The organism is Nocardia sp. bgisy118, assembly GCF_057708605.1.
This window is the reverse complement of the sequence record NZ_JBYISM010000019.1, coordinates 27,757-40,557: the sequence shown is the minus strand read 5'-3', so window position 1 is coordinate 40,557 and position 12,801 is coordinate 27,757. Positions and strand designations below refer to the sequence as shown.

Annotated in this window: 13 protein-coding genes and 1 tRNA gene; 3 read left to right on the top strand and 11 right to left on the bottom strand. The window is 69.5% G+C overall.

The genetic code is table 11. The annotated features are described in order from the left end of the window. Positions 1 to 166: 166 nt before the first annotated feature. The gene (locus AC3EO7_RS22670; protein ID WP_435592334.1) at positions 167 to 814 is read right to left on the bottom strand and encodes an NADPH-dependent F420 reductase; all 648 of its coding nucleotides are present in this window, start codon (positions 812 to 814) and stop codon (positions 167 to 169) included. A 94-nt stretch (positions 815 to 908) separates the two neighbouring features. On the opposite strand from AC3EO7_RS22670, the gene AC3EO7_RS22665 reads away from it, so the two are divergent. Next, positions 909 to 1,316 carry a winged helix-turn-helix transcriptional regulator gene (locus AC3EO7_RS22665; RefSeq protein ID WP_435592333.1) on the top strand — a complete coding sequence of 136 codons (408 nt, stop codon included), beginning with the start codon at positions 909 to 911 and terminating at the stop codon, positions 1,314 to 1,316. Between the two features lie 51 nt (positions 1,317 to 1,367). Here the strand turns inward: AC3EO7_RS22665 and AC3EO7_RS22660 are convergent, their stop codons facing one another. The 5 genes from AC3EO7_RS22660 to AC3EO7_RS22640 form a co-directional block, all read right to left on the bottom strand. Next, on the bottom strand, positions 1,368 to 1,745 hold the full coding sequence (locus AC3EO7_RS22660) for a PIN domain-containing protein (RefSeq protein WP_431966536.1): 378 nt from the start codon (positions 1,743 to 1,745) through the stop codon (positions 1,368 to 1,370). Continuing rightward, positions 1,742 to 2,002, bottom strand: coding sequence for a hypothetical protein (locus tag AC3EO7_RS22655; RefSeq protein WP_431966534.1), 261 nt, complete (start codon positions 2,000 to 2,002; stop codon positions 1,742 to 1,744). Before AC3EO7_RS22655 ends, AC3EO7_RS22660 begins: the two co-directional genes overlap by 4 nt. 101 nt (positions 2,003 to 2,103) lie before the next feature. Further along, positions 2,104 to 2,194 (bottom strand) — tRNA-Ser (locus tag AC3EO7_RS22650). A 149-nt stretch (positions 2,195 to 2,343) separates the two neighbouring features. Further along, positions 2,344 to 2,820, bottom strand: coding sequence for a nucleoside deaminase (locus AC3EO7_RS22645; RefSeq protein ID WP_435592332.1), 477 nt, complete (start codon positions 2,818 to 2,820; stop codon positions 2,344 to 2,346). A 13-nt stretch (positions 2,821 to 2,833) separates the two neighbouring features. Further along, on the bottom strand, positions 2,834 to 3,373 hold the full coding sequence (locus AC3EO7_RS22640; protein WP_431966530.1) for a tRNA adenosine deaminase-associated protein: 540 nt from the start codon (positions 3,371 to 3,373) through the stop codon (positions 2,834 to 2,836). A 58-nt stretch (positions 3,374 to 3,431) separates the two neighbouring features. Here AC3EO7_RS22640 and AC3EO7_RS22635 point away from each other — a divergent pair, with 58 nt between their 5' ends. Continuing rightward, positions 3,432 to 4,379: a prephenate dehydrogenase gene (locus tag AC3EO7_RS22635; RefSeq protein WP_435592331.1), complete on the top strand. Its 948-nt coding sequence runs from the start codon at positions 3,432 to 3,434 to the stop codon at positions 4,377 to 4,379. Positions 4,380 to 4,396: 17 nt separating this feature from the next. Here AC3EO7_RS22635 and AC3EO7_RS22630 read toward each other — a convergent pair whose 3' ends face one another. From AC3EO7_RS22630 to AC3EO7_RS22620, 3 genes are all read right to left on the bottom strand, one after another. Next, positions 4,397 to 5,002, bottom strand: a complete 606-nt coding sequence (locus AC3EO7_RS22630; protein ID WP_431966526.1) for a putative glycolipid-binding domain-containing protein — start codon at positions 5,000 to 5,002, stop codon at positions 4,397 to 4,399. Between the two features lie 112 nt (positions 5,003 to 5,114). Next, positions 5,115 to 7,007, bottom strand: coding sequence for an ABC transporter ATP-binding protein (locus AC3EO7_RS22625; protein WP_431966524.1), 1,893 nt, complete (start codon positions 7,005 to 7,007; stop codon positions 5,115 to 5,117). Positions 7,008 to 7,009: 2 nt separating this feature from the next. After that, positions 7,010 to 8,863 carry an ABC transporter ATP-binding protein gene (locus AC3EO7_RS22620; protein ID WP_431966522.1) on the bottom strand — a complete coding sequence of 618 codons (1,854 nt, stop codon included), beginning with the start codon at positions 8,861 to 8,863 and terminating at the stop codon, positions 7,010 to 7,012. A 156-nt stretch (positions 8,864 to 9,019) separates the two neighbouring features. On the opposite strand from AC3EO7_RS22620, the gene AC3EO7_RS22615 reads away from it, so the two are divergent. Next, positions 9,020 to 9,298: a putative quinol monooxygenase gene (locus AC3EO7_RS22615; RefSeq protein ID WP_431966520.1), complete on the top strand. Its 279-nt coding sequence runs from the start codon at positions 9,020 to 9,022 to the stop codon at positions 9,296 to 9,298. Positions 9,299 to 9,348: 50 nt separating this feature from the next. On the opposite strand, the gene fadD32 is transcribed toward AC3EO7_RS22615, so the two are convergent. Together fadD32 and AC3EO7_RS22605 are read right to left on the bottom strand one after the other, a co-directional pair. Next, the gene (gene fadD32 / locus AC3EO7_RS22610; protein ID WP_431966518.1) at positions 9,349 to 11,268 is read right to left on the bottom strand and encodes a long-chain-fatty-acid--AMP ligase FadD32; all 1,920 of its coding nucleotides are present in this window, start codon (positions 11,266 to 11,268) and stop codon (positions 9,349 to 9,351) included. A gap of 3 nt (positions 11,269 to 11,271) precedes the next feature. Further along, positions 11,272 to 12,522, bottom strand: coding sequence for a KasA/KasB family beta-ketoacyl-ACP synthase (locus tag AC3EO7_RS22605; protein WP_431966516.1), 1,251 nt, complete (start codon positions 12,520 to 12,522; stop codon positions 11,272 to 11,274). Positions 12,523 to 12,801 lie beyond the last annotated feature (279 nt).

Genomic DNA, 12,801 nt, shown 5'->3' with positions numbered 1-12,801 from the left:
GACGGCTCGGCGGCGCATTAGGCGTCACATCCCTTCCCGCTTCCATCTGTTCCGCGTATACCCGGAATTCGAGGTTCTACCGCGCGAATCGGACACCAGCCGACATCCGCCCACTCGCCCCCGCCCGCGCTGCCGGGCGGGGGCCTTTTGTCGTCCGTGGCGCCGACTACGGGACCGCTCGAGCGCCCGCCGGTACGTGCGGCACCGCGGCGCGCGGGTCGAAGCCTTTGAACGCGAGGGCGATAACGAAGCCCGCCGCTTCTTCCAGTTGCCTGGCACGGTCGAGCCCGCCGAGCACGGCGGCTTCCGCACCGGCATCGCGAACCAGGGTCTCGGTGACGCGCAAAGCATTTGGATGATCCCCGCAGATCGCGACGGTCACGGGGTGGCCGGGCAGCTCACCCCACTGCTCGGCGGGGAAGAGGTGGAACGCCTTGACCACGTGGGCACCCGGCGCGAGTTCGGCCACGCGTTGCGCACCCGACCCGCCGGGCGGCGTGGACAGCACACCGACCCCGTGATCGACGGCGTTGGTCGGGTCGATCAGCGTCGTGCCCGCGAGTGTCCCCGTGGCGGATTCGGCGCTGCGCAGGATGTCGGCCACGCCGTCCCAGGCCACCGCGAGCAGCACCGCATCGGCCCCGGCGACGGCCTCGCGTACCGTGGTCGCTCGGGCGCCGCCACCCAGACGAGCAGCCAGCGTCCGGGCTTTGTCCTGCGATCGCCCCGCGACGGTGACGTGGTGTCCCGCCCGCGTCCAGCAGCCGCCCAGCGCGGCGGCCAGCGTGCCCGTGCCGAGAATCCCGATCCGCATCATGTCTCCCTTGTCGCATCCATTCGGTCGACGGCTACGGTAGGGAAACCGATACGCACCGATCGGTGCGTGACAAGGGGCGATCATCGGGGACATGAGCGGTTACCAGGACCGACGCCGAGAGCTGGTCGCGGACTGCCGGGTGCGAGCGGCGACCGACCTGTTCGCCCGCACCTGGGACCCGGTCGTGCTGGTCGCCCTGCACACCGGCCCCCGCCGCCGCAGCGACCTGCGCGCCGACATCGGCGGAGTCAGCGACAAAGCCCTCACCGAGGCGCTGCACCGCCTGCTCGACCACGGCCTGATCGAGCGCCACCGATTCCCCGAGGCGCCACCCCGCGTCGAATACGGCCTGACCAGGTTGGGAGCGAGCCTGGTCGACGGCCCGATGAAAGCCATGGGCGAATGGATCCTCCAGAACGGCGACGACCTACTCGCCGCCCAGGACGACGCGGAAAAGAAAGGTCGGCCCGAAAAGCCCTTCATCCGAGCGGTCGGGTGAGTCGACCGCCGATCGGAGGGCTACCACGACCGGCCGCCATCGACGTAACTCCTACACCATGTGCAGCCGTACCGCCGGGTCGAGAGCCTTCAAGTCGTCGGGGTCGGAGGTGAGCACCAGGGTTGCCCGCAGCGCTCGCGCCAGGACTGTCACGTGAGCGTCCACCACGTCGGCCGTACCGGTGTCGGCGAGCAATTTCCCGACCGCGTAGGCATGCGCCTCGGTGAGGTCCACCACGCGGAGGGCACGAGTCTTCAACAGCCGAGACACTGCGTGCTGCCGGGGGCTGTTGCGCCAACATTGCGCGAGAACCGTTGCGGGCACAACGATGTCGTAGTTGTTGCGCTGGGCGTACTCGAGGGCGGCCACCGCTGCGGCGCTGTGCTTCTCCAGCCCGATCAGTGCACCGGAGTCGAGAACGACGATCACGCGGCACCGCCGAGAGCGTCAGCAGCGGCGGCGTTCTCGGCGGCGGTGAATGCGGCGGCGGCCTCGGCCCGGTCGGCGTCGGTGACACCGGCCTCGGCGGCAAGTTCAGCAATGATCTCGGCGGCGGCGGCCCAATCCGGCTCGCGCTGCGCGAGCTGGGTGAAGTAGGCCGACACCGAACCCGCCAGTCCGGCGGCTACCGCGTGATTCGCCTTCTCGGCGATGTCGTCGGGAATGCTGATGGTGATCTTGGCCATGAGGCCATTCTACCCACAGGTATGACCGAGTCATACCTGTGATCAGGCCGCTGCCCGAGCAAAGGAAAAGCCCCTCACCCGAGTGAACGGGTGAGGGGCTTTGGCGGTGGCGGAGGGATTTGAACCCTCGGAGGGGGGTTACCCCTCACACGCTTTCGAGGCGTGCTCCTTAGGCCGCTCGGACACGCCACCGCCGACTAGGTTACCTGACCCGGTCCGGATCGCTAAATCGGCTGGGGGCGGTCCCGCTGCCGCGGGGGCGGTCCCGCTGCCGCGGCCCCGATAAATGGGGGCGGTCCCGCTGCCGCGGGCCCGGTAAGCCCCGGTAAACGGGGGTGGGCTCAGCGCTGGGTGCGGAAGAAGTTGTCGAGGAGGGCGGCGCATTCCGGTTCCAGGACGCCGGCGCGGACCTGCGGGCGGTGATTGAGCCGACGGTCGCGCACCACGTCCCACAGTGAGCCGACGGCGCCCGTCTTCGGCTCCCACGCGCCGAACACCAGCCGCCCGACCCGCGCGAGGACGAGCGCGCCCGCGCACATCGTGCACGGCTCGAGCGTGACCGCCATGGTCGCGCCCTCCAGCCGCCAGCCGTCCCCGTGCACCGCGGCGGCGCGGCGCAGCGCGAGCACCTCGGCGTGCGCGGTCGGGTCGCCGAGCGCCTCCCTGGCGTTGGCGGCGCGGGCCAGCTCGCGACCGGACGCGTCGAAGACCACCGCACCGACGGGCACATCGCGCGGATCGGCGGCCGCGGCCGCGTCGAGCGCGGCGCGCATCATCGCGACGTCCGAGACGAGCGGGTTCTCGGGCAGCACAGTCATGCGCGCACCGCGATCACCGCGGCAGCTTGTCCAGTATCGCCGAGAGTTCGGTGGCGAAGCCGAGGCGCTGGGCGATCATGCCCAGCTGCTCGTCCGGGTACAGGTCGGTCTCGGCGAGAATCACGCTGAGCACCGGCTCGGGCAGGCCCAAGTCGGCCAGTACCGCGAGATCGCCCTCTTCCCACGGTTCGATGTCGTCGATTTCGTCGGGATCGATATCGGGGATTTCGATGTTCAGTGCCTCGAGCACATCGGCGGCGATGTCGTAATCGATCGCGGCCGTGGCGTCCGAGACCAGCAACCTGGTGCCGCTCGGCGCGGGCCGCAACACGATGAAGAACTCGTCGTCGATGTCCAGCAGACCGAAGACCGCCCCCGAGCTGCGCAATGCCTTCAGCTCGTTTTCCGCAACGGACAAATCGGTGAGCGCAGCCTGGGTCAACGGACTACACCGCCATTTGCCTTCTTCGCGGACAACCGCCACTGCGAACCCTTCCACGTCGTCGTAATCTTCCGACGCCGCCCTGTTCGTGCCCGAGCGCTGTGCTGCCATGGCCGCAACGGTAGTCGGCTCGAGCTCAAATGTTGAAGTCGTATGCGAATCTGTTCCGGTGACTCGCGACCAGAAAGCACCGGTGTGTGTCCTCGGGACGGGCCTGATCGGCGGTTCCCTGCTACGCGCCGCCGTGTCGGCGGGCTATACGGCATTCGGTTACAACAGATCGCAACCCGGGGCGGCCGCCGCACGTGCCGACGGTTTCGACGTGGACGACGACCTGCCCGGCGTGCTCGGCCGGGCCGCGCAAGCCGACGCGTTGATCGTGATCGCGGTGCCGATGCCCGCCGTCGATCACATCCTCGCCTCGGTGGCCACCTTCGCGCCGGAATGCATGCTGACCGACGTGGTGAGCGTGAAAGCCCCGGTCGCCGCCGCGGTGCGCAAGCACGGACTGGCCGCGCGCTTCGTCGGCGGGCATCCGATGGCCGGTACCTCCGAATCCGGTTGGGCGGCCACGGATCCCGAGTTGTTCCGCGACGCGGTATGGGCAGTGGGCGTCGATGCGGGAACGCACGCGGATCCGTGGCGTCGCGTGGCGTCGCTGGCGCTGGACTGCGGATCGGTGGTGGTTCCGGTGGTCGCCGAGGAACACGATCGTGCCGTCGCGCGGATCTCGCACCTGCCGCACGTGCTCGCCGAGGCGCTGGCCGTCGCGGGCGCGGGCGGCGGGCCGCTCGCGCTCGGCTTGGCCGCGGGATCCTTCCGCGACGGCACCCGGGTCGCGGCGACCGCTCCCGAGCTGGTGCGCGCGATCTGCGAACCGAACGCCGACGCACTGCTCGCCGTGCTGGAGGAAACGCTGACGGTGCTCGGCGCGGCCCGCGACACCCTGCGCGCGGAGGGCTCGCTCGCCGACCTGACCCAGGCGGGCCACGACGCGAGGAACGACTACGAGACCGCGCGGCGCTGGGAGATCACCGACGTGCGGCCCGGCGACCACGACTGGCTGGAGCGGCTGCGCGAGGCCGGGCGGCGCGGCGGCGTGATCACCGGGGTCTGAACTCGGATGGCCCGAACTCAGATGCGTTCGGCCAGCCCCGGGTAGTCCAGCAGGAAGCCGTCCTCGTCGACGGTGACCGTCGCGCTGGAGACCGGCGACAGCACGCTGATGCCGTCGGTGCCGCTGCTGTAGACCAGGCTGGCCTCTTGAACGAGCAGATCGGGCAGGCGCACGTACACCACAGGCACCTGCACGTCGTCCACCGCGTGCTGGAGCCCGTAGCGCCGGATCGGCAGGGTGTTGAAGAACGGGCTGAGCACCACATCCACGTCGAGCGCACCCGCGAAGGTGGAGCGGACGTGGCTGCCGCCCGCGTCGACCAGCCAGTAGTTCTCCTCGTCCCTGGCGATCGAGGCGTGCCGCTCCCCCGCCGCGGTGGTCGCGCGCAGCGACAGCCGCTTGGTCGCACCGTTCTCGTCGGTGACCAGGTCGTAGGACGCGCTGAAGGCGGGGTGGTCCTCGCACGCCCCGCCGATCATGCGACCGGCGGCGCGAATGCGATTGCCGTTCAGTGTCACGCGCACCGATTCCATCCGCGTGGCGTTGTGCGCGCGCCATGTCAGAATTGCCGGCCACCGAGGTGCCGCCGGTTTGCTGTCGGGGGCGGGGGCTGGATTGGTCACGTATCTACCGTAAGCGAAAAAACCCGGCACGCTGTATTTTTGCGTCGCTCGCGGGTCCCCGTGTGGTCACGCTGCGCTACCTCCTCCTGGCCCGTCGCGAACGCCGCGGGCATCACACCAGTGACTCGCGCCACGCGGCGTGCAGTCCGGCGAAGCGGCCGGTGCCCTCGATCAGCTCGGCGGGGGCGCCGTCCTCGACGATCCGGCCGTGTTCGAGCACCAGCACGCGGTCGGCGATCGCCACGGTGGACAGCCGGTGCGCGATGATCACGGCGGTGCGGTCCCGTAACACTGTCTCCAGCGCCCGCTGAACCAACCGTTCACCAGGGATGTCCAGGCTCGAGGTGGCCTCGTCGAGCACGATGACCGCCGGATCGGCGAGGAAGACCCTGGCGAACGCGACCAGCTGCCGCTGCCCCGCCGAGAGCCTGCCACCGCGCTTGCGCACGTCGGTGTCGAAACCCTCCGGCAGCTTCACGACGAAGTCGTGCAGCCCGACCGCGCGGGCGGCCGCGTGCACCTCGGCATCGGTGGCGTCCGGCCTGCCGAGGCGGATGTTGTCGGCGACCGACCCGGAGAACAGGTAGGACTCCTGGGTCACCATGACGACAGTGCGCCGCAGGTCGGCATCGGAGATCCGGCGCAGATCGATCCCGTCCAGCGTGACCGTGCCGCCGGACGGGTCGTAGAACCTGGTCAGCAGCTTGGCCAGGGTCGACTTGCCCGCACCGGTCGCACCGACGAGGGCGATGACCTGCCCGGCCGGGATCTCCAGCGAGAACTCGGGCAGCACCGGCCCGCGCCCCGCCGCGTCGGTCGCCTCCGGTCCGGGCTCGGCGTCGTAACCGAACCACACCTCGTCCATCCGCACCGCGCCCGCGGCCTTGCCCAGCGGCACCGGATCCTTCGGTTCCGGCACCGAGGGCTCCTCCTCCAGCACGCCGGAGATCTTCTCCAGCGCCGCGGCGGCGGACTGGTAGGAGTTGAACACCTGGGCGAGCTCGTCGAGCGGGCCGTAGAACTCGTTGAGGTACAGCAGGTACGCGGCCAGCACGCCGACGGCGAGGTTGCCCTCGATCACCTGCCACGCGCCGACCACGATGACGATCACCGTGGTGAGGTTGCCGAGCAGCCGAGTGAGTCCGGCGTAATCGCCCATGCCGCGCATGGCGGCGGTGGTCGCGGTCCGGTACTCGGCGTCCTCGACGGCGAGCACGGCCTCGTTGCGCTGCTCGCGGCGGAACGCCTGCACCGCGCGCATGCCGCCCATGGACTCGACGAACTGCACGACGACCTTGGCGATGGCGCCGCGGGTGCGCCGGTAGCCCGCCCGCTGCCTGCGCTGCGCCCACCTGGTCACCAGCGCCAGCGGCACGAAACCGACGAGCACGATGGCCGCGAGGGTCTGGTCCAGGTAGACCAGCAGCACCGCGATGGTGACCACCGAGAGGATCGCGCTCAGCGCCTGGTTCAGCGCGCTCTCCAGCAGTTCCTGGAGCGTTTCGATATCGCCGGTGAGCCGGGCGACCGCCTTGCCCGAGGTGTACTTCTCGTGGAAGCTCACGCTCAGCCGCTGCATGTGCCCGAACAGCCGCACGCGCAGGTCGAACAGCACGCTCTGGCTGAGCCTGCCCGAGACCCGCAGGAAGCTGAAGGTGGTGCACACGCTGATGCCGACCACGGCGAGGTAGCCTGCGACGGTCAGCGTCAGCGGCGTCCAATTGCCCTTGGCGCCTTCGGAAATGCCGGTATCGAGCCCGTAGGCGACGAACAGCGGCGCCGAGACGGTGGCCGCGTTGTCCACCACGATCAGCACCAGCGCCAGCACCGCGAGCCTGCGGTACGGGCGAACCAGGTCGAGCAGCAGCCGCCGGGATCGCCCGGCCAGCACCAGGTTTCCGGTCTCGGTGACCTCTTTGTCCTCGCTGGCGATGCCACGCCAGTCGGCGACCTCGTCGACCGAATCCGGCTCGCTCACCGCGTCTTTCGACACGGTCTCGGTCACGCTCACGCTTCGCCTCCCATCAATTCGCGGTAGCGGGCACTGCTGCGCAGCAGTTGGTCGTGGCTGCCCTCGGCGACGATGCAGCCCTCGGCCAGCAACGCCACCCGATCGGCCAGCGCCGCGGTGGACGGCCGGTGCGCGACGAGCAGCGTGGTCGCGCCGGCCAGCACGGTGCGCAGCCGTTCCTGCACCCGCTCCTCGGTCTCCACGTCCAGCGCCGACAGCGGATCGTCGAGCACCATGATCCGGGGGCGGTCACCGGCGCTCGCGCGGCCGAGCACCGCGCGGGCCAGGGCCAGCCGTTGCCGCTGGCCGCCGGACAGGCTCAGGCCCTGCTCGCCGATCCTGGTGTCGAGGCCCCACGGCAGCTTGTCCACGAAATCCGTGGCCTGGGCGATGTCCAGCGCGCGGCGCACGTCCTCGTCGGTGGCCTCCGGGTCGCCGAGCGCGACGTTCTCGCGCACGCTGGCCGAGAACAACACCGGGTCCTCGAACGCGACCGCCACCACCGAACGTAGGTCCGACACCCGCATCGAGGCGATGTCGATGCCGTCGATGGTGATCACGCCGCCGGTCACGTCGTAGAGCCGCGGAATCAGGTTGAGCAGTGCGGTCTTTCCGCTGCCCGTCGCGCCGACCAGCGCCACCGTCTCGCCTGGCCGCACCTTCAGCGAGACGTCGCGCAACACTTCGCGTTCCGTGTCCGGCATCGGGTCCTTGCCTTCGTCCTCGCCGCGCGGGAACGCGAAACGCACACCGTCCAAGGTCAATTCGCCCGCGATACGCTCCGGCAGCCGCACCGGATCGGCGGGGTCGGTGATGTCGACCGGGGTGTCGATGATCTCCCAGTAGCGATCGGCGGCGGTGCGCGCGTCGTTCAGCTCGGCGAGCAGGAAGCCGGTCCAGATGATCGGCCACTGGAGGAAGGTCGCCAGCGTGATGGACGCGACCAGGGTGCCGAGCGTCATCGTGCCGTGCGCCACCGCGTACCCGCCGTAGCCGAGCGCGAAAGCGATGGCCAGCTGCGGAAGGCCCATCATGGCCGACCAGAGCCTGGCGTCGAGTCGCACCTTGAGCAGTTCGGTCTGCTGCAACTCGCGCGACTGGGCGGTGAATCGCGAACCGAAGAACAGACCGCGGCCGAACGCCTTCAGGACGCGCACGCCCTGCACGGATTCCTCCGCGGTGGTGGCCAGGTCGCCGGACTGATCCTGCGAGCGCCGCGAAGCCACCGCGTAGCGCCGCTCGAACCTGGTCGCGATGAACACCAGCGGAATCGAGATCAGGCCGAAGATCAGGCCGACCCGCCAGTTCAGCAGGCACAGCACGAGCAGGCCGATCGGGATCACCACGATGTGGATCACCAGGAACGGTCCGGCGAACGCGACGAATCGCCGCAGGACGGCCAGATCGTCGACGGCGCGCGAGAGCAGCTGGCCCGACTCCCAGGCGTCGTGGCGCCCGATCGCCAGCGTCTGCAACTTGCGGAAGATCTTGGCGCGCAACGTGATCTCGAACGACGTGGCCGGTTTGGAGACCAGCCAGCGCCTGCCCCAGATGCCGAACGCCTCCAGCAGGCCCAGCAGCAGTACCAGCAGGACGGGCACCACCATCCCCCCGTAGTCGCGGTGCGCGATGGGTCCGTCGATGATGCGCGCGATCAGCAGTGGTATGACGACGGCGGTCAGCGTCGCCAGCACCGCCAAGGTGGTCGCCCCGAGCAGGGCGGCCCGGTGCGGGCGCAGGTACGGCCCGAAGCGCCGCAGGGAATGCAGGCGGCCCGGCGGCGTGCCGGCGGGCCGCTCGGGTCTGTCCGCGTCCGATTCGGCCGACGGCAACTCGAGCGTGACTGACAATGCTCCCCCTCGTGGTGTGTGGATCGCGGTGTCGAGTGATCCGGCGCCCGGCGATGTTCGCAGCGGGGTCCGACATCCCAGGGTCGCACCACGTCGCGTTCCGGCCAACCGATTTTTCGCCACACCACGAGCGGGTAGCCGGTCTAAGCTGCGGTAATGCTGATCGTCGCCGGATACCTACGGGTCATCGACCGGGACGACTACCTGGCGCGGTGCCGGGAGGTCGTCGAACAGGCGCGAGTGGCCGAGGGCTGCCTCGATTTCTGTCTCGGCGCGGATCTGCTCGAACCCGATCGCGTCAATGTGTACGAGCGGTGGTCGTCCCGCGCCGACGCGGAACGCTTCCGTGGGGAAGGCCCCTCGGGCGGATTGGAGACCCGGATCGTGGGCGCGGACGTGCGCGAGTTCGACTACACCGTCGAAACCCCCCTGTAAAAAGCATCGGCGGGCGCCCGTTCGAGAACGAGCGCCCGCCGTCGAACTACTCAGTGCATGCCCGCGCCTTCCGGTTCGCACTCCAGCCCGTCCGGGAAGGACTGCTGCCGGCACCCGCCGCGCAGCGTGCCCTCCAGATACGCGGTGCGGCAGGCCCGTCGGGCAATCTTGCCGCTGGAGGTGCGCGGGATCGAGCCCGCGGGCACCAGCAGCAGATCACGAACCGTCACGCCGTGGCGGCGCGCGATGGCGGCGCGCACCGCCTCGGCGATCGGGCCCGGATCCGCCTTGGCCGCGCCGGTACCGCGCTCGGCCACGACGACCAACTGTTCGGAGGTGTCCTCGGCGTCGAATCGCGTTGCCGCGCCGCCCTGTTCGAGTGCCTCCGCGGGCAACTGATTGGCGGGCACCGAGAACGCCGCGACGAAGCCGGGGCGCAGCGCCGTGCTGGCTTCCTGCGCCGAGAACTCCAGATCCTGCGGATAGTGGTTGCGCCCGTCCACGATCACCAAGTCCTTCACCCGGCCGGTGATGTACAGCTCGCCCTCGAAATACGCGCCGAAATCGCCGGTGCGCATCCATTTCGCGTCCTCGGCGGCGCCTTCCGCGCGACTGCCTTCCGGCAGCCTGCGCAACCGGTTGTGGAAGGTCGCCACGGATTCCTCCGGCTGACCCCAGTAGCCGATGCCCATGTTGTCGCCGTGCAGCCAGATCTCGCCGACCTCGCCGTCCTGCCGCTCCACGCTGGTCTCGGGATCGACGATCGCGGCCCACTGCGACAGCGCCACATAACCGCACGACACCTGCGCGATGGCGTTGTCGGTGCCTGGCTCGACCTGAACCATCCGGCCCGCGTTGAGCTCGCCCCTGTCCACGTAGACCACCTTGGCCTCGTCCTCGGCCTTGGTCGCCGAGACGAACAGGGTCGCCTCGGCCATGCCGTAGCAGGGCTTGATCGCGGTCGTGGGCAGACCGTAGGGGGTGAACGCGTCGTTGAACTTCTTCATCGAAGCCACCGAGACCGGCTCGCTGCCGTTGATCAACCCGATGACGTTCGACAGGTCCAATTTCTCGCCCGCCTTCGGCAGCCCGCGCTCCGCGGCGTGCTCGAAGGCGAAATTCGGTGCGGCGGCGAAGGTCCCGGCTCCGTCGGAGACCGCGGCCAGCTCCTTGATCCAGCGGTACGGCCTGCGCACGAACGCGCTCGGCGACATGATCGTGATGAATCCGCCGCCGATGGTCGGCAGGATCACGCACAGCAGGCCCATGTCGTGGAACAGCGGCAGCCAGGTGACGCCGCGCGAATTCTCGGTGACGCCGATGGCGTCGATCATCTGCAACAGATTGGTGCCGACGGCGCGGTGGGTGATCTCCACGCCCGCGGGAATCCTGGTGGAGCCCGAGGTGTATTGCAGGTAGGCGATGCTGTCGATGTCGATGTCCGGGCGCACCCAGCTCGCGCCGACCCCGTCCGGGATCGCGTCCACGGCGACGATGCGCGGGCGCTGCGTCGCGGGCAGATGACGGAAGAGGTTCCGCACGCCCGATGCCGCGGTCGAGACCGTGAGGATCACCGCGGGAGCGCAGTCGGCGAGCACCGCGTGCAGCCGGTCGGTGTGCCCCTGCTCGCCGGGATCGAACAGCGGCACCGCGATGGTGCCCGCGTAGACGGCGGCGAAGATCGAGATCACGTAGTCCAGGCCCTGCGGGGCGAGGATCGCGACTCGGTCGCGCGGCTGCGCGACCTGCTGCAACCGGGCCGCGACCGCACGCAGCCGCACGCTGAACTGGCTCCAGGTCAGGTCTCGGTACTCGCCCTCGTGTTCGCGCGAATAGTCGATGTAGCGGTACGCGAGACCGTCCGGACTCGCCGTGGTGTGCTGGTCGACGAAGTCGATCAGTGTCTTGTCACCCGGGATCGTGATGTTGCCCTGTTCGTCCAGATAGTCGTCCACGGTCTCGCGGATCATGGCTCAGTACCTCCCGAAGGCGATCGATACGTTGTGCCCGCCGAAACCGAAGGAGTTGTTGACCGCGTACTCGATGCGGCCCTGCCGCGCCCCGCCCTTGACGATGTCGAGGTCGACGTCGGGGTCCTGGTTCTCCAGGTTCAGCGTCGGCGGCACGATGCCGTCGCGCACGCTCAGCACGGTGAGCACCGACTCCAGCGCGCCGACGGCGCCGATCGAATGGCCGAGCGCCGATTTCGGGGCGTAGACCGACGCGTGCGAGCCCACCGCCTTGCCGATCGCCCGCGCCTCGGCGGTGTCGCCGATCGGAGTCGCGGTGGCATGCGCATTGATGTGCGTGACATCGCTTTTCGCCAGCCCGGCGGTCTCGATGGCCCTCGTGATCGCCCGCGCGGCGCCGGTGCCCTCCGGATCGGGGGCGACCAGGTGGAATCCGTCGGAGGTGATGCCTGCGCCGAGCACCCTGGCGTGGATGGTCGCGCCGCGGGCCTTGGCGTGCTCCTCGGTCTCGATCACCATCATCGCGCCCGCCTCACCGAAGACGAATCCGTCACGGTCCACGTCGAACGGCCGCGAAGCGCCCTTCGGATCGCCGTTGCGGGTGCTCATCGCGCGCATCATCGTGAACGCGGCGATCGGCACCGCCTGGATGGAACCCTCGACACCGCCGGTCACGACCATGTCGGCGTCGCCCATCACGATCATCTTCCAGGCGTTGGCGATCGCCTCCGAGCCGGACGAACACGCCGAGACCGGGGTACAGACGCCCGCGCGCGCACCGACTTCCATGCCGACGCACGCGGCCGGTCCGTTCGGCATGATCCACTGCACCGCCAGCGGGGAAACCTTGCGGTAGCCACCGTTCTGCAGCTTGTCGCGCTGATCGATCACGGCTTCCGCGCCGCCGAGGCCGGTACCGATGGAAACGGCCAGCCGGTCCTGGTCGACCGAGGGGCTGCCCGCATTGCGCCAGACCTCCCGGCCGAGCACGGTGGCCATCTGCTCGACGTAGGCCAGCCTGCGGACCTCTTCGGCGCTGAGGCAGGAATCAGGGGTGACCTTCAGGTGCCCGCCGATGCGCACCGGCAGCTCGAACTGGTCGATGAACGGATCGTCGAGCACACCGATGCCACTCTCGCCGTTCAGTAGGCCCTTCCAGGTGGAGTCGACATCCCCCGCGATCGACGTGGTCGCCGCGAGGCTGGTCACCACGACATCGGGGAAGTTGCCACGCTTGGTGGACGGGAGCTGCATCAGGACTCACTTTCCTGGCGATCGCATGAGTGTTCCGGGAACTGCGCGTCGACGCCGCGGCGTCGAAAGGCCAAGCGGGAGAAGCAACCGTGGTCGTGATCCGGCCGATTCGCATTATCGAGGAGCCCGAGCTAATCCGCAGCAAGACACGCGAATCCGTACCGCGCCCGCGCCGGTGCGCCGGGGGAGCCCGATACGCCGCCGGTGGTCCTCCCGGTGGTCCGCTCCTGAGGGCTCGAGTAACGTGCTGTGCGGGGCACGGAGCGCGGACGTGTTCGC